The following is a 21,642-nucleotide window of genomic DNA, read 5'->3' on the forward strand; positions in this document are numbered from 1 at the left end:
ACGGTATTCACACGCCGCTGTATCGCTCGGAAGAGCTGGGGCGGGCCGAGGGGCGGAACGAACGCCTGATCCACCTTTGCAAGGCCGTTGGTGCTACCGAGTACCTCTCTGGTCCGGCTGCCAGCTGCTATCTCGATGAGTCGGCATTTGCCGCAGCCGGTCTTGATGTGTCCTTCATGAGCTATGCCGGTTACCCGGAGTACCCACAGTTGCACGGTGAATTTCAGCATGCAGTGAGCGTGATCGACCTGCTGTTCAACACCGGTGGCGAGGCCTCGAAATTTCTGCGGCGGCACGCGACTAATGCCCCTTGATTGAAGACTGTTCCTTGCTGATCCAGACCTGGAGTACTCAGATGCTTAACCCCGCGCAGGCGGACATCCGGCAACATGAGCATGCGCTGGCACGTTTGCGGCTTATGTTCGCCAAGCCGGAGCACCCCTACTACATCTATGCCCCAGGGTACCGGGAGACGTCTTCAGGTATCGTCGCGATGCACTTGCTTTGCCATGTGCTCAACCTCAGTGGCAGGGAGGCCTATATCGTTGGCGCTGACAAGCGCAATTCGGACCTCAAGACCCCCTTGTACGATGATTCTGTCCGCGAGCGCCACCGCTCGGAGGGCAAGGTACCTATAGCGGTCTATCCGGAGATTATCAGCGGAAACCCGCTCAACCTGGCAGTCGTGTCACGTTATCTGCTTAATTATGAAGGGTACCTTTCCGGCAAGGGCATGGAAGCGAGGCCCACCGATCTGCTGTTCTATTACGCTGCCTTGTTGGCCAAAGATGCCGCTCCACACGAAGTCGATGTGTTGTGTGTACCTGCCATCGATATCGAACTGTTCCAGGCGGGCGTGCCTGCCAGTGAGCGCAGCGGTTGTTTTATTTACCAGAACAGGTTCCCGCTCGATCGCATCGATTATTCACTGCTGCCGAATGATGTCCGATTGCTGAGTATCGCGAATGCGCTGTCTCTGTCGGAATTGGCCGACGTGTTGCGGCACGCCGAAGTGCTTTACACCTATGAGTGGTCGATGACTTGCGTGCTGGCTGCGCTGTGCGGATGCCCTGTGCTCTTCATTCCGGGTTTTGGTGTCGATCAGGCGTTTCTGGATAATTGCTTCTTTGGCTGTGTGGGGTTTGCCATGCTGGACGGGCCGCAGCCATTGGCTCGGGCTCGGGAAACGCTTGATGGTGCCCTTGCGCGATACGTGGAGCGAACCCTGGGTTTCTGGCAGCAGTTGGATGTGTTTGTCGCCAAGACGCAGGCGGCGGCTTGCCGGGAAGCTGTCGGTAACCGGTTAGGGGTTCTGGACTGGTTGCGCGAGCGCTATCCAAGCCCTCGGCAGTTGAATGTGATTCAACAACGGCTGGACAGCGTGGTTTCGCCAACGATTGCCGTGCTGGTACTTGATCGTGGAGATCCACATGCCTTGGCACTTACTCTGGACAGTTTGAAGCGGCCCCTCTACGAGCGTCTTCAGGTTTTCGTACTGGGTGGAGATAAGGTGGAGTCCGCCACGGTCCGGTGGGTTGCCTGTGATCCGCTCCATCCGGTACTGGCCCTTAATGACTGTTTGGCCGCATGCCCTGCCGAATGGTTCCTGCTGGTCGAGGCGGGCGCGATGTTCGTGGCCAGCGGAGTGCTGATGTTGGCGAAGGCTATCGCTGATGCAGCGGCTGACTGCCTTGCGATTTATGCCGACGAAGCAGTGCGCGGACCTGATGGTGTAGTGGACCTCGCCCTACGACCTGATCTGAACCTGGATCTGCTGTTGGCCTCTCCTGCGAGTCAGTCCCGGCATTGGGTGTATCGGCGTGCGGCAATGCTGCCGCATGGCTTCGAGCGCAGCGCAGGTAGTGCTTTTGAACTTGACGCTCAACTCAGGTTGCTTTCGGCCCACGGGCTCGGCAGTGTCGGGCATGTGAGCGAAGTGCTGTTGATTGCCCAGGCCGGTAAGCAGACTCCATGTACAGATGAGCAGTCCGCCATCCAGCGCCACCTGCAGGCCAGAGGGTACCCCGACGCCCAGGTGTTCACGTCCGAGTATGGGCGACAGGGGTACCGAATTGAGTACGGACCTGTGCATCACGCCTCAGTGACCGTGCTGATCTATCTGGAGGGCACGTTGCCTCAGTTTCAACGTTGCCTGGAGCGACTTCTGACGCAGAACCTGCCTGCGGCGCTTCAGATCATTTTAATCGACCCTGGTCATGATGACCCGCTGCTACGCCAGTGGCTGGAAATCGTCGGGCAGATGAGCGTTGAGCGCTTGCAGGTATTTCACTTCATGCCCGGGCAGCCCAAGGCGGCGATGTGCAACGCCGCTGCGCAGGAGGCAAGCGGGGAGTACCTGGTGTGGCTGAGTGCGCAGAGTGCGGTGCTCGATGAGGGGTGGTTGCAGCCGCTGATTGATCAGGCTCAGCGCCGCGAAGTCGGCGCTGTGGCAGGCAAGTTGCTGGCAAGTGATGGCAGTGTTCGCCAGGCAGGCCTTGTGCTGGGGTTGGGAGCTAGCCTGGGCCCTGCATTCGAAGGGTTGCCAGCGCACAAAGCGGCTTGCGGGCGGCGTACGGAGCTGGATCAGAATCTGTGTGCACTGAGTGGAGATTTGCTGGTCTTGCGGCGCGAACTGTTCTTGGCTGCGGGCGGTTTTGATGCAGACGCGCTTATCGAGCCCTGGGCCGATGTAGATCTATGTTTGAGGTTGCATCAAGCCGGCTACCTGAATGTGTTTACTCCACATGCGCGGATGCTGGTCGACAGCAATGGCCGGCGACGCGCCACTGTCGAGCAGGAGGATGCGTGGTATGAGCGTTGGCTGCCCTTGCTTGCCCGCGACCCGGGTTATAACCGCAATTTCACTTTGCAGGCGGGCAGAAGCTTTACGCTGGAAAGTAATGCCCTGAGTTGGCGCCCGTTGCAAGGTTATGTGCCTACCGTACTGGCCTGTTTCGATCAGGACCACGCTCGGGCCCAGTCACGGCTCATTCAGCCCTTCCTCGCCATGCGTGAGCACGGCGTTCTGGACGGCGCGTTGACCACCCGTCTGCCATCTGTGGTCGAACTCGAGCGTTTCGAACCCGCCAGCGTGGTCCTGCAGCGACCACTGGACAACGCCAGCTTGCTGGCCATGCGTCGTCTTCGTGCGTTTTCGCAGGCTTTCAAAGTCTACGATGTGGACGGTTATCTGCCGCAAATGGGCTTGCAGGGAGATTTCACCGCTGAAGAAGTCCTGGCGCGAATGCAGCAGGGCGTGATGCAGGCTGATCGGGTGCTGGTGGCTACGCCGGCCCTGGCTGAACTACTTGAAGGCAGGCACGAAGATGTTCGTGTGCTGGAAGCGTCTCTGCCCTTATCCTGGAAAACCCTTCGGAGCAAGCGCCAGACGGGCGTGAAACCACGGTTGGGCTGGCTGGGGGGGGGAGATGCCAGCATGCTGGGTGCGGTAGTGGCTGAGCTGGCTGATGAGGTGGAATGGGTGGTAATGGGGGACTGCCCCGCAGAGCTACGCCCTTACCTGGCCGATTGGCACTCCGCGGTAAAGCCAGGTCTTTTCCCTGAAACCCTTGCCGCGCTCAATCTCGATCTGGCGTTGGTGCCTATGGCGGAAACCCTGGCCAGTGCCTGCTCGGGTGATATGCGTGTTCTTCAGCATGGCGCCTGCGGTCACCCGGTGATTTGCAGCCGTGTACGGGGCTTTGTCGGGGGAGAGACGCTACCGCTTACACGTGTGGCCAATGAACCCGAGGAATGGCTGCGTGCGGTTCGTTTGCACCTGAGCGATCCGGCGGCATCGGCGTCGTTGGGTGACACACTGCAGGCCACGGTACGAACGCAGTGGCTACTCGAAGGCGCGCGGTTGGATGCATGGCGCCAAGCCTGGTTGGCAGAATGATGAGCAAGGGAGGCGCTGTGCAGGGTCATGTGAACAAGCGGCTAGTTTTCTTGTGCTCGGGCGGCGGCGGCAACCTGTCATTTCTGCACCATGCGATTCGCGAAGGTGCTTGGCACGGTGGGGAAATCGTTGGGGTGCTGACAGACAGGCACTGCATGGCCAATGAATTTTCCGAGCGGGTGGGTTTGTATAACCGGGTGGTTAGCCTGGGGGGGGCTACGCAGCACGAACTGACCGCACAGTTGGAGCAGTTGCGCCCCGACTTGATAATTACCACGGTCCACAAAATTCTGTGCCCGGCTGTAGTTGCCCAATACCGTGATCGCCTGGTGAACCTGCATTATTCGTTGCTGCCTGCGTTTGCTGGTTTGATCGGCAGTGCTCCCGTGTTGGCGGCACTGCATCAGCAACTGTTGTTCAGTGGCGTTACGGTCCATCTCGTCGATGAACGGGTCGATGCAGGGCGGCCCTTGGTACAGGTTGCCATTGCGCTGGTTGCAGGCGACTCACTCGACAATCTCATGCCGGTCGTTTTCCGTTGCGGCTGTATCGCTCTGGCACGGGCGTTGACGCAGCTTTCAGGCGGTGGTGCCCACTTGAGTTCGGCTGCTGGCCTGGAGGTGTCGGGCAGGGCTTGCCTGTTCAATGGCGGGGTGACGGCTGCTGAAAACCTGCTTGGCGATGAACGTTTCTGGGGTAGGGTGCAGTTAGCGGTAAAGCAATGATGAGAGGCCGGAACAGGCTGCGAGATCGTTGCGCGACCCACGCAGGCAGCCTTTCAGGTGGCATGCCATTTATGGAATGAATTCAGATGAGCGCAGACAAGATTTTCTTCAACCGTCCGCATATGACCGGCAAGGAGCTGTATTACATTGCTGAGGCCAAGTTCGGCAACATGCTCGCTGGCGATGGGCAATTTACCAAGCGTTGCCACCAGTGGCTGGAAGCGCACACGGGGTGTAGCAAGGCATTGCTGACCCACTCTTGCACCGCTGCATTGGAAATGACGGCACTGATGCTGGATATCCAGCCGGGTGATGAAGTCATCATGCCATCCTACACCTTCGTCTCTACGGCGAATGCGTTCGTGCTGCGTGGGGCGGTACCGGTGTTCGTCGACATCCGGGCCGACACGTTGAACCTTGACGAGCGGCTGATCGAAGCGGCGATCACGCCACGTACCAAGGCAATAGTACCTGTGCACTACGCCGGGGTGGCTTGTGAAATGGACAGCATCATGGCCATTGCCCGTAAACATGGCCTGCATGTGGTCGAGGACGCGGCCCAAGGGGTGATGTCAACTTACAAGGGGAGGGCGCTTGGCAGTATCGGCAACCTCGGTGCATACAGTTTCCACGAAACCAAGAATGTGATATCCGGCGAAGGCGGTGCCTTGCTGGTCAATACGCCGGAGCAGGTGCTGCGGGCTGAAGTGATCCGTGAAAAGGGCACGGACCGCAGCCGTTTCTTCCGTGGCGAAGTGGACAAGTACACCTGGCAGGAGGTGGGTTCGTCATTCCTGCCGGGCGAGCTGATCGCGGCGTTTCTCTGTGCTCAACTGGAAGAGGCGCAGGTTATTACCGACGACCGCCTGGCAACCTGGCGCGCCTACCATTCCGCCTTGGCCGGGCTGGAGCAACAAGGGTTGCTGCGCCGCCCCATCGTGCCTGAGCACTGTCAGCACAATGCCCACATGTATTACGTGCTGCTGGCCCCGGGCATCGACCGGCAGGCCGTGCTCAGCAAGCTCAAGCGGTATGATATCTACGCAGTGTTTCACTATGTTCCGCTGCATTCGTCGCCTGCCGGCCAGCGTTACGGCCGCACGCACGGTGCAATGGAAGTCACCGACTACAGTGCCGAGCGCCTGCTGCGGCTACCGTTATGGTGCGGCATGCCCGACGCCACTCGTCATCGTGTGGTGCAAACATTGGGCGAGGTACTGCTCGAGCGGTAAGGGGTATGAGCTGACGCTCGAAGCAGCGGAGGTCTATTCGACAAAAAGAGCGTGACTCAGGAGTCAGAACGCGCATCTTCACTGTATATTGTCGAAACCGGGAGCCGCTGCGCCGCACCTGGAAAACGCTCAGGGATCGGTGGCCACCGTATCGCCTGGCGTCTTGCTGTTGCGCAGGCAGTGGGAACTTCGCTGTTATTGAATTGGGAAGCCATATGATTGGCATTAAAAGCATCGCCAGCTACGTGCCTACCGAAGGGGTGGACAACTACGCCCAAGGCGCGAAATTCGGCAAAGATCAGGACTTCATCTTTGGCAAGATCGGTTCGACCTTTTTGCCACGCAAGGAAGACAACCAGGAAACTTCCGACCTTTGTGTGGAGGCCGCAAGGAAGCTGTTCGCTGCCAATCCAGCCCTGGACCCCGCAAGCATCGACGCTGTCATCGTGGTTACCCAGAACGGGGACGCTGAAGGCCTGCCGCATACTGCCGCTATCGTGCAGCACAAGTTGGGCCTGTCGACCGCTGTTGCGGCTTTTGATATTTCTCTGGGGTGCTCCGGGTATGTCTACGGCCTGTATGCCATGAAGGGCTTCATGGAGGCTGTGGGGCTGAAAAACGGCCTGCTGATTACCGCTGACCCCTATTCGAAGATTGTCGATCCCGATGATCGCAACACCACCATGCTGTTTGGTGATGCAGCAACCGCCACCTGGATGGGCGAGGGGGCCGCCTGGCAATTGGGTAAATCGCTGTTCGGCAGTGATGGTGCCGGTGCCGAGCACCTGCGTACCACTGATGGCAAATTCTTCATGAATGGGCGCCAGGTCTACAACTTTGCCTTGGTCAAGGTGCCGGCACACTTGCAGCAGTTGCTCGATGCCAGCGCGCTAAAGGCTGAGGATATCGACCTGTATTGCCTGCACCAGGGGAGTGCGGCGATCGTCGATGCTGTATCGGCGCGTTTCGATGAAGGTGAGCACAAGCAGAGGTTTGTCAAAGACATGGTCGAGACCGGTAACACCGTGTCGTCGAGCATTCCGCTGCTGCTGGAAAAACATGTGCTTGGTTCTCAGTGCAAGCGTGTCGCACTCAGTGGCTTCGGTGTTGGCTTGTCCTGGGGCTCGGCCATTATCGAACGGCTCGACTGACCGTTTGTCGCCGTGCAAAACGCCGTCACTGCCTGACGGCGTTTTACTTTCTATGCTGCATTAATCTTACGCCTGTAAATTGGCGCCAAATCCTTGTTTTCATTGGGCTGGCATGATGCCAGTAAATTTTTTTGAAAATCCGCTAAAGCAAGACGCCCTGACGACGATAACTATTACGAAGGTTCTCTGTGCCACCTCCGGCGAATTGCCAAGGCCGGAAGCCGTAGTACCCAATCCAACGAGGAATTCGTCATGGCTTTGACTGTAAACACCAACACCACCTCCCTGGGCGTTCAGAAAAACCTGAACCGGGCTTCCGATGCGCTGGCCACTTCGATGACTCGCCTGTCCTCCGGTCTGAAAATCAACAGCGCCAAAGACGACGCTGCCGGCCTGCAGATCGCTACCCGAATGACTTCGCAGATCCGTGGTCAGACCATGGCGATCAAGAATGCTAACGACGGTATCTCCATCGCCCAAACTGCTGAAGGTGCGATGCAAGAGCAAACCAACATGCTGCAGCGTATGCGAGAGCTGGCTATCCAGGCTCGAAATGACTCCAACAGCTTTAAGGATCGTGATGCGCTGAACGGCGAGTTCAAGTCGATGCTCGACGAAATTAACCGTGTAGCAGGAAGCACCGAGCTTAACGGTAAGAAGCTCTTGAATGGTGATGCTAAGACCATGACCTTCCAGGTCGGGTCGAACGGTGGCTCTGGTAACCAGATCGACATTACATTGAGCGCGGCTGTAGATACGTCGTCTTCCGGTGTTCTGTCTGCACTGGGTTCCAACTCCAGCATTGCCATGACTGGCTCTGCCATGGCTGCAAGCGACTACGATGCTTTGTTCCAGAACGTAATTACTGGCATTGACGATGCTTTGCAGAACATCAACACCACCCGTGCTGACCTGGGTGCTGCCCAAAACCGTCTGACCAGCACCATCAACAACCTACAGAACATCAACGAAAACGCCGAAGCTGCCCGTGGCCGCGTGCAGGACACCGACTTCGCCGCTGAAACTGCCCAGCTGACCAAGCAGCAGACCCTGCAGCAAGCTTCGACTTCGGTTCTGGCTCAGGCCAACCAGCTGCCATCGGCAGTTCTGAAGCTGCTGGGCTAATCTGTCTGACAGTTTTCGGCGGGGGAGTGCATGTGTTGCGCTTCCCCGCTTTTTCGTTGAGAGGTGGCAGAGATGGACATGAGCCTCAAATTGAGCCTGTCTTATCAGGCGGCGCGTTCACAAGAACAGGTTGCTGAAAAGTCGGTTAGTCGGACGGCAAAGGTTTCTGCCGAAACTTCGCAAAGCGACCCGGCCAAAGTGCAGGGCGTGGACGATGTACAGAATGCCGTTGCCGAAATCGAAAAATTTTTAAGTGAAAGTCGCCGTAATCTGCAGTTCTCCACCGACGAGGAGTCCGGCAAGATTGTGGTAAGGGTCATCGCCAGCGACAGTGGTGAGTTGATTCGCCAGATCCCCTCTGAGGAGGCTTTGCGGATTGCTCATAGCCTGAGCGATGTCAATAGTATTCTGTTCGACGCCAAGGCCTGATTGACGGCGGACACCAATGTGGTAAGTGGCGTGAGCCTTGCAGGAGCAGGGCGCGCAATGATGAGAGGAAAACAGCATGGCAAGCCCGATTCTTCCCTCTACTGGCCTGGGGTCTGGTCTTAATATCTCCGAGATCGTCAAGGCACTGGTTCAGTCCGACACTGCTGCCAAGCAAGCGCAGATCACGCGGCAGACCAGCAATAATAGTGCGATGGTTTCGGGTATTGGTGCGCTGCGCAGTGCTCTGACAGCGTTCCAAAGTGCTATGAAGAAGCTCAATGACACCTCTGCACCGTCCTTCAATGCTTATGCGGCGACGTCCTCCAATGACAAAGCTGTAAAGGTGACCTCAAGCAATTCGGCAGTGGCCGGTAGCTATGATATCGAGGTCTCCAAGTTGGCGACTGGCTCGAAGGTGGCTAGTCAGCAGTTTGCTGAGGGCGCTAGCAAAGCGATTAGTGAAGGTGTCTTGACCATCGCAGTAGGTGATCCTGATGACGGTGGCAAGAGCTACACTCTCGATATCGGGGCAGGTGCTACGCTGCAGAGCGTGCGTGACCAGATCAACAAAGAGCTGGGTGCCAGTGGCCTCAGTGCCAACATCGTCAACTCTGAGGGCGGCGCGCGCCTGGTATTGTCGTCCTCTGTCACGGGTGCAGGGTCAGACTTGGTGCTGTCCGGCGTTCCTGAGCTAGACATCGATGGCGGCAAGTCAATGGCAGAAAACGCCAACGGCGCCGGTTATATGTCTGGGCTGGCCCAAGATGCGGAACTGACCATCGATGGCTTGAAGGTTACCAGTGCTTCCAACAAGCTCGAGGACGCGATCAGCGGCATGAGCCTGGAGTTGCTGAGCGAAAGCTCCACTGCCAAGGTTACTGTGGCGCCTAACAATGATGGTCTGAAAACCTCGGTTCAGGCATTTGTGGACGCCTACAACACGCTCCAGAAAACCGTCACTTCGCTGACCTCGACCAGTCGTGATGATGATGACAATCTGGTCTTGGGGCCTCTGACCAACGATCCGACTACCCGCTCGCTGTTGGGCGATCTTCGCAAGGTGCTCGCCGAAGTTGGTTCGGGCGATCAGCTCACGACGCTGGGGCAGCTTGGCATCAACACTCAGAAAGACGGCACCCTGGAGTTCAGCAGCACTAAGTTCACTGCAGCGCTGGATGACAAGAAGCTGGGTACAGAAGTGCAGGAATTGTTCACGGGTACCAACGGTATTTTCGAGCGAATGAACAAGGCCATTGATCCCTATAACGGGACAGATGGCAGCCTGGCTAGTCGAAACAACAACCTCAGTGATGTGGCCAAGAATCTTACGGCTCAACAAGCAGCTCTGGATCGCCGCACCGAGTCTCTGACCGAATCGCTGACCAAGAAGTACGTGGCCCTCGATACCGCCCTGGGCAAGATGAAAGCCCAGGCCGACCAGATCACCTCGATCTTCGAGGCGATCAATGCCCAAGCCAAGAAATCCTGATTAGCTGAACCTGCCAAAAGCCCGGCGGCGTCCACGAGACGCCCCGGGCTTTTGGCTTTTCCCCTAAAGTTCTTTGACGTACAGGCGATACAGCAGGTACAAGCAAATTTTTACCGCAGCAACGAGGCAGATCCATGAACCCGATGTTGGCCCTTCGGCAGTACCAGAAAGTCAACGGCGCAGCGCAGACGTCCGAAGCCAGCCCGCACCGCCTGGTGCAGATGCTCATGCAGGGCGGCCTTGATCGCATGGCGCAGGCCAAGGGCGCCATTGCTCGCAACGACATAGCGCAAAGGGGCATCCTCATCGGCAAGGCCATCGACATCATCGGCGGCCTGCGTGAAGGCCTGGACCTGGAAAACCATGCCGACAGCCTGGCTGAGCTGGATAGCTTGTACATGTACATGAGTCGCCGCCTTATCGAAGCCAACGTCAACGCGGACCCGGCCATCATCGACGAGGTTGCGCGCCTGCTGATCACTGTGAAGGAAGGTTGGGACGCAATCGGCGATCAGTCGTCGGCTTCCTGATAAAGGAGCATGACATGAGCGAAGTAATCGCCCGCATCGAACAAACCCGGGACATGCTGCTGGCGGCGCTGGCCGAACGCAACTGGGAAGCGGTGGGGGAGCTGGACCTGGAATGCCGCTTGCGCATTGGTGACATGGTGTCTGAAGCCAAAGGCAATGAGGCGGATGTCAGTGCCAGCCTCGAGCAATTGTTGGCCGTTTACCGCCAGCTAATCGAGGTTGCAAGTGGCGAGCGTCAATCCTTGGTCGACGAAATGACGAAAATCCGTCAGGCGAAGAACGCGGCAAAGGTATACCATTTGTTCACCTGACCACCGATGTTGCAAAAAGCCGTGCGCCATTAATTTGACTGACCGGTGTTTTTTGACTTTACTAGTGGCTGTTTTCGAATTTCAGACGTCCGAACACTGACCATTCAGTCGGAATGATGTCGAGCACGCCCGCAGGGCGCCGATATGACTAGGGAAGTTGCTATTGCATGTGGCGTGAAACCAAGATTCTGCTGATCGACGACGACAGCGCACGCCGCCGCGACCTGGCGGTGGTGCTCAATTTTCTCGGCGAAGAAAACCTCGCTTGCTCAAGCCAGGACTGGCAGCAAGTCGTCGAGCCGTTGTCTTCCAGTCGCGAAGTGTTGTGTGTGCTTGTCGGCACCGTGAACGCGTCGGGCAATCTCCTTGGGCTACTTAAGACAGTGGCTGCCTGGGATGAGTTCCTTCCGGTTCTGCTTTTAGGTGAAATTTCTTCGGCCGAGCTGCCGGAAGACCTTCGCCGCCGTGTGCTTTCCAACCTGGAAATGCCGCCAAGCTACAGCCAGCTGCTGGATTCACTGCACCGTGCCCAGGTCTACCGCGAAATGTACGACCAGGCGCGCGAGCGTGGCCGCCAGCGCGAGCCCAATCTGTTCCGCAGTCTGGTCGGCACCAGCCGTGCCATCCAGCATGTGCGGCAGATGATGCAGCAAGTAGCCGACACCGATGCCAGCGTGTTGATCCTGGGCGAGTCGGGCACGGGCAAGGAAGTGGTGGCGCGTAACCTGCACTACCACTCCAAGCGCCGCGAAGCGCCGTTCGTGCCGGTCAACTGTGGCGCGATCCCGGCCGAGTTGCTGGAAAGCGAGCTGTTCGGCCACGAGAAGGGTGCCTTTACCGGTGCGATCACCAGCCGTGCCGGGCGTTTCGAGTTGGCCAACGGCGGTACCCTGTTCCTTGACGAAATCGGCGACATGCCGTTGCCGATGCAGGTCAAGCTGCTGCGTGTGCTGCAGGAGCGTACGTTCGAGCGCGTGGGTAGCAACAAGACCCAGAGCATCGATGTGCGCATCATCGCCGCGACGCACAAGAACCTCGAGACCATGATCGAGGACGGCACCTTCCGTGAAGACCTGTATTACCGCCTGAACGTGTTCCCGATCGAGATGGCGCCGTTGCGTGAGCGGGTGGAAGACATCCCGCTGCTGATGAACGAGCTGATCTCGCGCATGGAGCACGAGAAGCGCGGTTCCATCCGCTTCAACTCTGCCTCGATCATGTCGCTGTGCCGCCACGGCTGGCCGGGTAACGTGCGTGAGCTGGCCAACCTGGTCGAGCGCATGGCGATCATGCACCCGTACGGGGTGATTGGCGTGTCCGAGTTGCCGAAGAAGTTCCGCTACGCCGATGATGAAGACGAGCAGATGGTCGACAGCCTGCGCAGCGACCTGGAAGAGCGCGTGGCGATCAATGGCCATACGCCGAACTTCAGCAACCATGCCATGCTGCCGCCAGAAGGGCTCGACCTGAAAGACTACCTCGGTAGCCTGGAGCAGGGCCTGATCCAGCAGGCGCTGGACGATGCCAACGGTATCGTTGCGCGCGCGGCTGAACGTTTGCGCATTCGCCGGACCACCCTGGTCGAGAAGATGCGCAAGTACGGCATGAGCCGCCAGGGCGGCGCTCGATTTCCGCCCTGTCACAAAACCCAAGTCATACCCAAAGCCCCCATCCCCGGCACGGCTATTGCTACACCGCTGGCACCATACCGTTTTTATGACGGTCAGCCACGCGAGAGAGCACGATGCCCCAGGCCGCCCACGTATCCCTAGCCCCCGACCTGCAGGGGCAAACCCCGGTGGAACAGGAAAGCCGTCAGGGTGTCGAGCAAGCCTTCGCCTTGTTCAATCAGGTGTCCAGCCAGTTGAGCCAGTCCTACAGCCTGCTCGAAGCCCGGGTCAGTGAGCTCAAGGGTGAGCTGGCCGTGGTCAGCGCCCAGCGCATCGCCGAACTCAGCGAAAAGGAACGCCTGGCCAATCGCCTGCAAAACCTGTTGGATCTGCTACCCGGCGGGGTGATCGTGATCGACGGCCAGGGCCTGGTGCGTGAAGCCAACCCGGCTGCCTGCGAGTTGCTCGGTGAGCCGCTGATTGGCCAGTTGTGGCGCCAGGTGATCGCTCGCAGCTTTGCCCCGCGCAAGGACGATGGCCACGAAGTCTCGTTGCGCGACGGCCGTCGCCTGTCGATCGCCACCCGTTCGCTGGACGCCGAGCCCGGCCAACTGGTGCTGCTCAATGACCTGACTGAAACCCGTCGCCTGCAAGACCAGCTGGCGCGCCACGAGCGGTTGTCGTCGCTGGGGCGTATGGTCGCTTCGCTGGCGCATCAAATCCGTACGCCGCTGTCGGCAGCCATGCTGTACGCCAGTCATCTGGCCGATAGCGAGCAACAGCTGAGCGCGGAAACCCGCCAGCGCTTTGCCGGCACCCTGAAGGAACGTCTGCACGAACTCGAGCACCAGGTGCGCGACATGCTGGTGTTCGCCCGTGGCGAGCTGCCGCTGGGTGATCGGGTTACTCCGAAAGCCTTGTTCCAGGCGCTGCAGCAGGCGGCCCAGGTGCATGTGCAGGGGCATGCCGTGCGCTGGCAGTGTGACAGCCACCTGGGTGAGCTGCTGTGCAACCGCGACACCCTGGTGGGGGCCATGCTCAACCTGGTCGAAAATGCCCTGCAGGCCAGCGACGGGCCGGCACGGCTGAAGGTGCACGTGTATCGCCGTGAACGCACCTTGCACCTGTGCGTCAGCGATGCTGGCTGCGGTATCGATGCCGATTTGCTCGGCCGCCTGGGTGAGCCGTTCCTGACCACCAAGGCCACCGGTACCGGTTTGGGCCTGGCCGTGGTCAAGGCCGTGGTGCGCGCACACCAGGGCAGGATCAGCCTGCGTTCGAAAGTGGGCCGTGGTACTTGCGTGCGGGTAGAGCTGCCCTTGATCGACGGGCAATTGGCGGAGGGGGTGTGATGGCAATCAAGGTGCTGCTGGTCGAGGACGACCGCGTATTGCGCCAGGCGCTGGGCGATACCCTGGAAATCGGCGGTTTCGCCTACCAGGCGGTGGGCAGTGCCGAAGAAGCGCTGGACGTCGTGCTGGATGACGCCTTCAGCCTGGTGGTCAGTGACGTGAACATGCCCGGCATGGACGGGCACCAGTTGCTCAGCCAGCTGCGCCGCCAGCAACCGCAGTTGCCGGTGTTGCTGATGACCGCGCACGCCGCCGTCGAGCGTGCGGTCGAGGCGATGCGCCAGGGCGCTGCCGACTACCTGGTCAAGCCGTTCGAGCCCAAGGCGCTGCTCAGCCTGGTCGAGCGGCATGCCGCCGGGCGCGTGACCGGCGAAGAAGGGCCGGTGGCCTGCGAGCCGGCCAGCCGCCAGTTGCTGGAGCTGGCCGCCCGGGTGGCGCGCAGCGACTCGACCGTGCTGATTTCCGGCGAGTCCGGTACTGGCAAGGAAGTGCTGGCGCGCTACATTCACCAGCAGTCGCCCCGTGCCGCGCAGCCCTTCGTCGCGATCAACTGTGCGGCGATCCCCGACAATATGCTTGAGGCTACTCTGTTCGGTCACGAGAAGGGCGCCTTCACCGGCGCTATCGCTGCCCAGGCCGGCAAGTTCGAACAGGCCGAAGGTGGCACGTTGCTGCTCGACGAGATCTCGGAGATGCCCATGGCCTTGCAGGCCAAGCTGCTGCGTGTGCTGCAGGAGCGCGAGGTGGAGCGGGTAGGCGGGCGCAAGCCGATCAGCCTCGACATACGTGTACTGGCCACCACCAACCGTGACCTGGCGGGCGAGGTGGCGGCCGGGCGCTTCCGCGAAGACCTGTACTATCGCCTGTCGGTGTTTCCGCTGGCCTGGCGCCCGCTGCGCGAGCGCCCAGGCGACATCCTGCAACTGGCCGAGCGCCTGTTGGCGCGGCATGTGGCCAAGATGAAGCATGCCCCGGTGCGCCTCTCGCCCGCGGCCCGGGCCTGCCTGCAGGCGCACGCCTGGCCAGGCAACGTGCGCGAACTGGACAACGCCCTGCAGCGGGCGCTGATCCTGCAGCAAGGTGGGGTGATTGAGGCGGCGGATTTTTGTCTGGAGGGCGCCATTCCATTGTCGGCCGGCACCGAGCCATCACCTGGGGTGGTTACTGAGGCCAGCGGACTGGGTGATGACATGCGCCGCCACGAGTACCAGATGATCATCGACACCCTGCGTGCCGAGCGCGGCCGCCGCAAGGAGGCAGCCGAGCGCCTCGGGATCAGCCCGCGCACCCTACGCTACAAGCTGGCGCAGATGCGTGACGCCGGGTTCGATGTAGAAGCCAGCCTGTTCGGCTGAAGAGCTTTGGGGCCGCAAAGCGGACCCCAATTGCTTGGCTCACATACATAGGCTGGCACCTTTGTTGCTTTACGTAGGCTATCCGCCGCATGAGTGTCAAAAAAATGCGGCTGCAGGGAGAGAGAAGGGTCATGAGCCAAGGTGTTGAATTCAATCGTCTGATGTTGGACATGCGGGCCATGCAGGCCGATGCCATGTCGTTGCCGAAGGTTACTGCTGCCCCAGAGCTGGCGCCGGGGCAAAGTACCTTTGCCGACATGCTCGGCCAGGCCATCGGCAAGGTGCATGAGACGCAGCAGGCCTCGACCCAGCTGGCCAATGCCTTCGAAATCGGCAAGAGCGGCGTCGACCTGACCGACGTGATGATCGCTTCGCAAAAGGCCAGCGTGTCGATGCAGGCCCTGACCCAGGTGCGCAACAAGGTAGTCCAGGCGTACCAGGACATCATGCAGATGCCGGTTTGAGGACGGATGTAAACCATGGCTGAAGCAGTCGTCGACAACCCCCCTGCCAAGACTGGCGCGCCAGCGGCCAAGCGGCCGCTGCCCGGTATGTCGTTCCTGGAAAACATCGCACAGATGCCCATGCTGCGGCAGATCGGCCTCATGGTCGGCCTGGCGGCCAGCGTGGCGATCGGCTTTGCTGTGGTGCTGTGGTCGCAACAACCCGATTATCGTCCGTTGTACGGCAGTCTGTCGGGCATGGACACCAAGCAGGTCATGGACACCCTGGCCGCTGCTGATATCCCTTATAACGTGGAACCCAACTCGGGTGCTCTGCTGGTCAAAGCCGACGATCTCTCCCGTGCGCGCCTGAAGCTGGCCGCCGCCGGGGTGGCGCCGAGCGACGGCAACGTGGGCTTCGAGCTGCTCGACAAGGAGCAGGGCCTGGGCACCAGCCAGTTCATGGAGGCCACCCGCTACCGCCGCAGCCTGGAAGGTGAGCTGGCGCGTACCGTTTCCAGCCTGAACAATGTCAAGGGTGCACGCGTGCACCTGGCCATCCCGAAAAGCTCGGTATTCGTGCGCGATGAACGCAAGCCCAGCGCCTCGGTGCTGGTCGAGCTGTACCCGGGCCGTGCCCTGGAAGCCGGGCAGGTGATGGCCATCGTCAACCTGGTCGCCACCAGCGTGCCAGAGCTGGACAAATCACAGGTCACCGTGGTCGACCAGAAGGGCAACCTGCTGTCCGAACAGATCCAGGACTCCGCGCTCACCCAGGCCGGCAAGCAGTTCGACTACAGCCGCCGGGTGGAAAGCATGCTCACCCAACGTGTGCACAACATCCTGCAGCCCGTGCTGGGCAACGACCGCTACAAGGCCGAAGTGTCGGCGGACCTGGACTTCAGTGCGGTGGAGTCCACCTCCGAGCAGTTCAACCCCGACCAGCCAGCGCTGCGTAGCGAGCAATCGGTCGATGAACAACGCGCCAGCAGCCAAGGGCCGCAAGGTGTGCCCGGCGCACTGAGCAACCAGCCACCTGGCGCGGCCTCGGCCCCGCAAACCACCGGTGGCGCTGCCACCCCGGCTGCGGCCATTCAGCCTGGCCAGCCGCTGGTGGATGCCAACGGCCAGCAGATCATGGACCCGGCCACCGGCCAGCCGATGCTCGCGCCGTACCCGTCGGACAAACGCCAGCAAAGCACCAAGAACTTCGAACTGGACCGTTCCATCAGCCACACCCGCCAGCAACAAGGGCGTATGACCCGTCTGTCAGTGGCCGTGGTGGTAGACGATCAGGTCAAGATCGACCCGGCCACTGGCGACAGCACGCGCGCGCCGTGGGGCGCCGAGGACCTGGCGCGCTTTACCCGCCTGGTGCAGGACGCCGTGGGCTTCGATGCCAGCCGTGGCGACAGCGTGACGGTGATCAACGTGCCATTCGCCGCCGACCGTGGCGAAGAAATTGCCGATATCGCCTTCTATCAGCAGCCGTGGTTCTGGGACATCTTCAAGCAGGTGCTGGGCGTGGTGTTCATCCTGGTGCTGGTATTCGGTGTGCTGCGGCCAGTGCTGAACAACATCACAGGGGGCGGCAAGCAGGCTGCCTCGGATAGCGACATGGAGCTGGGCGGCATGGTGGGGTTGGATGGCGAACTGGCCAACGACCGCGTCAGTCTGGGTGGCCCGACAAGCATTCTGCTGCCTAGCCCGAGCGAGGGTTACGAGGCACAGCTCAACGCAATCAAAGGCCTGGTGGCCGAAGACCCGGGCCGTGTCGCCCAGGTCGTGAAAGACTGGATCAACGCCGATGAGTGATAACCGAGCCGTTACCGCCAAGCTGAGCCGCGTCGACAAGGCTGCGATCCTTCTGCTCTCGCTGGGCGAGACCGATGCGGCCCAGGTGCTGCGGCACATGGGCCCCAAGGAGGTGCAGCGGGTGGGTGTGGCCATGGCGCAGATGGGCAATGTGCACCGTGACCAGGTGGAACAGGTGATGAGCGAGTTCGTCGACATCGTCGGCGACCAGACCAGTCTGGGCGTGGGGTCCGATGCCTACATCCGCAAGATGCTCAACCAGGCCTTGGGCGAGGACAAGGCCAATGGCTTGGTCGACCGCATCCTGCTCGGTGGCAACACCAGTGGCCTGGACAGCCTGAAGTGGATGGAGCCGCGTGCTGTCGCCGACGTGATCCGCTATGAGCACCCGCAGATCCAGGCCATCGTGGTGGCGTACCTCGACCCGGACCAGGCCGGTGAAGTGCTGAGCAACTTCGACCACAAGGTGCGGCTGGACATCGTCCTGCGCGTGTCGTCGCTGAACACTGTGCAGCCAGCGGCGTTGAAAGAGCTGAACCAGATCCTCGAGAAGCAGTTCTCGGGCAACTCCAATGCGGCGCGTACCACCTTGGGCGGCATCAAGCGTGCTGCCGACATCATGAACTTCCTCGACAGCTCCGTGGAAGGTGCGCTGATGGACGCGATCCGCGAAATCGACAGCGACCTGTCGGAGCAGATCGAAGACCTGATGTTCGTCTTCAACAACCTGGCCGACGTCGACGATCGCGGTATCCAGGCGCTGTTGCGTGAAGTGTCGTCCGACGTGCTGGTGGTGTCGCTCAAGGGCGCCGACGAGCGGGTCAAGGACAAGATCTTCAAGAACATGTCCAAGCGTGCTTCGGAGCTGCTGCGCGACGACCTGGAGGCCAAGGGGCCGGTACGGGTCAGCGACGTGGAAACGGCACAGAAGGAAATCCTTACCATTGCCCGACGTATGGCCGAGGCCGGCGAGATCGTGCTCGGCGGCAAAGGCGCCGAGGAAATGATCTAGGTTTTTCGCGATCTGCCCGCCTACGCAGTCCCCTGTGGGAGCGGGTTTACCCGCGAAGGCGTCAGGCCAGGAGATAGAGGTTGTCGCTGCCGACGCATTCGCGGGTAAACCCGCTCCCACAGGGATTGCGACGGCTGCGCATGGTTTTGAGTACCTGAAAACATGTCCAGCAAAGAACACCACCCCAGCGACCTGATCCGCGCCCGCGACCTTGAGGGCGTGGACGTGTGGGCGCTGCCCAGCTTCGACCCGGAACCGGAGCCCGAACCGGAGCCTGAGCCTGAACCCGAGGTCATCGAGGAAGTCGAGGAAGTGCCGCTGGAAGAAGTCCAGCCGCTGACCCTGGAAGAACTCGAAGCGATCCGGCAAGAGGCCTACAACGAGGGCTTTGCCACCGGTGAGCGCGAAGGTTTTCACAGCACCCAGCTCAAGGTTCGACAGGAGGCCGAAGAGGCTCTGAAGGCCAAGCTCGAAAGCCTTGACCGGCTGATGGCCAACCTGATGGAGCCGATCGCCGAGCAGGACACGCAGATCGAGAAAACACTGGTGCATCTGGTGGCCCACATGACGCGCCAGGTGATCGGCCGCGAGCTGCGCAGCGACTCCAGCCAGATCACCCAAGTGCTGCGCGAAGCGCTCAAGCTGCTGCCCATGGGTGCAGACAATATCCGCATCCACCTCAACCCGCAGGATTTCGAGCTGGCCAAGGCCCTGCGCGAACGCCATGAGGAAAGCTGGCGGCTGCTGGAGGACAGTGCACTGCTGCCAGGCGGTTGCCGTATCGAGACGCTTCACAGCCGTATCGATGCAACCATGGAAACGCGCATCGAAAAAGCCGTGGCACAACTGTTCGACCAATTGCACGACCACGCACTGCACCCGGCAGCGCCGGATATGGCGGTAGATCTGGCCAGCCCGGTGGATACTTCTGATGCGCCTTGAACGCACCAGCTTCGGCAAGCGCCTGGGCAGTTATGCCGAGGCCATCGAGCTGCCGGTCCAGCCCGTCGTCGAAGGCCGCCTGCTGCGCATGGTCGGGCTCACCCTGGAGGCCGAAGGCCTGCGTGCTGCGGTGGGCAGCCGTTGTCTGGTGATCAACGACGACAGTTACCACCCGGTGCAGGTCGAGGCCGAAGTCATGGGCTTTGCCGGGCCCAAGGTGTTCCTGATGCCGGTGGGCAGCATCGTCGGTATTGCACCGGGGGCGCGGGTGGTGCCGCTGGACGACGGCGGACGTCTGCCCATGGGTATGAGCATGCTCGGCCGCGTGCTCGACGGTGCCGGCCGCGCGCTGGATGGCAAGGGTGGGATGAAGGCCGAGGACTGGGTGCCGATGGACGGCCCGGTGATCAACCCGCTTAACCGCGACCCCATCAGCAAGCCGCTGGACGTGGGTATTCGCAGCATCAATGGTCTGCTTACCGTTGGCCGTGGCCAGCGGTTGGGCCTGTTTGCCGGTACCGGCGTGGGTAAATCGGTGCTGCTGGGCATGATGACTCGCTTCACCGAAGCCGAAATCATCGTGGTTGGGCTGATCGGTGAGCGGGGCCGCGAAGTGAAGGAGTTCATCGAGCATATCCTCGGTGAAGAGGGCCTCAAGCGCTCGGTGGTGGTGGCGTCGCCGGCCGACGATGCGCCGCTGATGCGTCTGCGCGCGGCCATGTACTGCACGCGCATCGCCGAGTACTTCCGCGACAAGGGCAAGAATGTGCTGTTGCTGATGGACTCCTTGACCCGTTTCGCCCAGGCCCAGCGGGAAATCGCCCTGGCCATCGGCGAACCTCCGGCCACTCGCGGTTACCCGCCATCGGTGTTCGCCAAGCTGCCCAAGCTGGTGGAGCGGGCGGGCAATGGCGAGCCGGGCGGTGGATCGATTACGGCGTTCTATACCGTGCTGTCAGAGGGCGACGACCAGCAGGACCCGATCGCCGACTCGGCGCGGGGCGTGCTTGACGGTCACTTTGTGCTGTCGCGCCGGTTGGCCGAGGAAGGCCATTACCCGGCCATCGACATCGAAGCGTCGATCAGCCGGGTCATGCCCCAGGTGGTCGATGCCGATCATTTGCGTCAGGCGCAGAAGTTCAAGCAACTGTGGTCGCGCCTGTCGCAAAGCCGCGACCTGATTAGCGTGGGTGCCTACGTGGCCGGCGGTGATCCGGAGACCGACCTGGCCATCGCCTTGCAATCGAAGCTGGTGGAGTTTCTGCGCCAAGGGCTGCACGAGAATGTGGGCATGGCGCAGAGCCGCGAACAGCTGGGGGCGATTTTCACGCCCCCGGCAGGCTGATAAGCCATGGCGCTGCCCGGACGCGCCGCGCGTCTGGCGCCGGTGGTGGACATGGCCGAGGAGGCCGAGCGCAAGGCCGCTCAGCGCCTTGGGCACTTCCAGCAGCAGGTGGCCACGGCCCAGGCCAAGTTGGCCGAGTTGGAGCGTTTTCGCGAGGACTACCAGCTGCAGTGGATCAACCGTGGCGGGCAGGGCGTGAATGGCAGCTGGCTGGTCAACTACCAGCGTTTTCTGGGGCAGCTGGAAACGGCCATGACCCAGCAGCGTCAGAGCCTGGTGTGGCACCAGAACAACCTCAACAACGCCCGTGGTACCTGGCAGCAGGCCTATGCCCGGGTGGAGGGATTGCGCAAGCTGGTGCAGCGTTACAGGGACGAAGCCCGGCGAGCCGAGGACAAGCGTGAGCAGCGGTTGCTGGACGAGTTGTCTCAGCGCTTGCCCCGCCAAAGCCATCTCTAGCCTGTGCCGGCCCTATCGCCGGTACAGGTATGACCTTGCCACCCCTGCCATCGCCTGCTAAACCTTAATGGAGTTGCATCCGCCATCATCGAAGGAATCGCTAGCATGGCAGTCGAGACTGACTTTTCGCAGGACGGGAAAAAGCTGACGATCAAGATCAAGGGGCGCTTCGATTTCGGCAAACATCAGGAATTTCGAGACGCCTACGAACGCCAGCCCGATCGCCCCGATTCGGTGATCGTCGACCTGAAAGACACCACCTACCTCGACAGTTCCGCACTCGGCATGCTGCTGTTGCTGCGCGACCACGCGGGTGGCGATGAGTCGGATGTGCGGGTGGTGCATGCCAGCTCCGACGTGCGCAAGATACTCGCCATCTCCAATTTCGAAAAACTCTTCGATATCAGTTGAGCGCCGAC

The 21,642-nt window shown here is 60.7% G+C and carries 19 protein-coding genes and 1 pseudogene; all 20 read left to right on the forward strand.

Annotated elements, in window-relative coordinates; genetic code table 11:
• A partial coding sequence (locus APH36_RS17140; RefSeq protein WP_177337108.1) for a WbqC family protein occupies positions 1-314 on the forward strand: 314 nt, incomplete at its 5' end.
• Between the two features lie 41 nt (positions 315-355).
• Positions 356-3,898, forward strand: coding sequence for a glycosyltransferase family 2 protein (locus APH36_RS17145; protein WP_060499576.1), 3,543 nt, complete (start codon positions 356-358; stop codon positions 3,896-3,898).
• Positions 3,871-4,623 carry a formyltransferase family protein gene (locus APH36_RS17150; RefSeq protein WP_082426410.1) on the forward strand — a complete coding sequence of 251 codons (753 nt, stop codon included), beginning with the start codon at positions 3,871-3,873 and terminating at the stop codon, positions 4,621-4,623. The genes APH36_RS17145 and APH36_RS17150 overlap by 28 nt, the downstream gene beginning before the upstream one ends.
• A gap of 86 nt (positions 4,624-4,709) precedes the next feature.
• On the forward strand, positions 4,710-5,855 hold the full coding sequence (gene rffA / locus APH36_RS17155) for a dTDP-4-amino-4,6-dideoxygalactose transaminase (protein ID WP_060499578.1): 1,146 nt from the start codon (positions 4,710-4,712) through the stop codon (positions 5,853-5,855).
• A gap of 215 nt (positions 5,856-6,070) precedes the next feature.
• Positions 6,071-7,006, forward strand: a complete 936-nt coding sequence (locus APH36_RS17160; RefSeq protein WP_060499579.1) for a ketoacyl-ACP synthase III — start codon at positions 6,071-6,073, stop codon at positions 7,004-7,006.
• 252 nt (positions 7,007-7,258) lie between these two features.
• Entirely contained in the window at positions 7,259-8,131 is an 873-nt protein-coding gene (locus APH36_RS17165; RefSeq protein ID WP_060499580.1) for a flagellin domain-containing protein, read from the forward strand.
• Between the two features lie 72 nt (positions 8,132-8,203).
• Entirely contained in the window at positions 8,204-8,560 is a 357-nt protein-coding gene (locus APH36_RS17170; RefSeq protein ID WP_060499581.1) for a flagellar protein FlaG, read from the forward strand.
• A gap of 76 nt (positions 8,561-8,636) precedes the next feature.
• Positions 8,637-10,049 (forward strand): flagellar filament capping protein FliD, encoded by a 1,413-nt coding sequence (fliD, locus tag APH36_RS17175; protein ID WP_060499582.1) that lies wholly within the window; start codon positions 8,637-8,639, stop codon positions 10,047-10,049.
• A 134-nt stretch (positions 10,050-10,183) separates the two neighbouring features.
• Positions 10,184-10,579 carry a flagellar export chaperone FliS gene (fliS, locus tag APH36_RS17180; protein WP_060499583.1) on the forward strand — a complete coding sequence of 132 codons (396 nt, stop codon included), beginning with the start codon at positions 10,184-10,186 and terminating at the stop codon, positions 10,577-10,579.
• Between the two features lie 14 nt (positions 10,580-10,593).
• Positions 10,594-10,890, forward strand: a complete 297-nt coding sequence (locus tag APH36_RS17185; protein ID WP_016711796.1) for a hypothetical protein — start codon at positions 10,594-10,596, stop codon at positions 10,888-10,890.
• A gap of 167 nt (positions 10,891-11,057) precedes the next feature.
• Positions 11,058-12,512, forward strand: a pseudogene (fleQ, locus tag APH36_RS17190) (transcriptional regulator FleQ); the annotation flags it as partial.
• A 122-nt stretch (positions 12,513-12,634) separates the two neighbouring features.
• Positions 12,635-13,852, forward strand: a complete 1,218-nt coding sequence (locus tag APH36_RS17195; RefSeq protein WP_060499584.1) for a PAS domain-containing sensor histidine kinase — start codon at positions 12,635-12,637, stop codon at positions 13,850-13,852.
• Entirely contained in the window at positions 13,852-15,207 is a 1,356-nt protein-coding gene (locus APH36_RS17200) for a sigma-54 dependent transcriptional regulator (RefSeq protein ID WP_060499585.1), read from the forward strand. The genes APH36_RS17195 and APH36_RS17200 overlap by 1 nt, the downstream gene beginning before the upstream one ends.
• A 131-nt stretch (positions 15,208-15,338) precedes the next feature.
• Positions 15,339-15,671 carry a flagellar hook-basal body complex protein FliE gene (fliE, locus tag APH36_RS17205; RefSeq protein WP_016711792.1) on the forward strand — a complete coding sequence of 111 codons (333 nt, stop codon included), beginning with the start codon at positions 15,339-15,341 and terminating at the stop codon, positions 15,669-15,671.
• A gap of 15 nt (positions 15,672-15,686) precedes the next feature.
• Complete coding sequence (gene fliF, locus APH36_RS17210) at positions 15,687-17,465, forward strand: flagellar basal-body MS-ring/collar protein FliF (RefSeq protein ID WP_060499586.1); 1,779 nt, start codon at positions 15,687-15,689, stop codon at positions 17,463-17,465.
• Complete coding sequence (fliG, locus tag APH36_RS17215) at positions 17,458-18,477, forward strand: flagellar motor switch protein FliG (protein ID WP_003254434.1); 1,020 nt, start codon at positions 17,458-17,460, stop codon at positions 18,475-18,477. The genes fliF and fliG overlap by 8 nt, the downstream gene beginning before the upstream one ends.
• A 162-nt stretch (positions 18,478-18,639) precedes the next feature.
• Complete coding sequence (gene fliH / locus APH36_RS17220; protein ID WP_060499587.1) at positions 18,640-19,419, forward strand: flagellar assembly protein FliH; 780 nt, start codon at positions 18,640-18,642, stop codon at positions 19,417-19,419.
• Positions 19,409-20,764, forward strand: a complete 1,356-nt coding sequence (gene fliI, locus APH36_RS17225) for a flagellar protein export ATPase FliI (protein WP_060499588.1) — start codon at positions 19,409-19,411, stop codon at positions 20,762-20,764. The genes fliH and fliI overlap by 11 nt, the downstream gene beginning before the upstream one ends.
• 6 nt (positions 20,765-20,770) lie before the next feature.
• The gene (gene fliJ, locus APH36_RS17230) at positions 20,771-21,223 is read left to right on the forward strand and encodes a flagellar export protein FliJ (protein WP_060499589.1); all 453 of its coding nucleotides are present in this window, start codon (positions 20,771-20,773) and stop codon (positions 21,221-21,223) included.
• Positions 21,224-21,328: 105 nt separating this feature from the next.
• A complete protein-coding gene (locus APH36_RS17235; protein ID WP_016711787.1) occupies positions 21,329-21,634 on the forward strand; it encodes an STAS domain-containing protein in 306 nt (101 codons plus the stop codon).
• Positions 21,635-21,642: the final 8 nt, after the last annotated feature.

Source organism: Pseudomonas sp. NBRC 111133 (genome assembly GCF_001320605.1).
Taxonomy (GTDB): Bacteria; Pseudomonadota; Gammaproteobacteria; order Pseudomonadales; family Pseudomonadaceae; genus Aquipseudomonas; species Aquipseudomonas monteilii.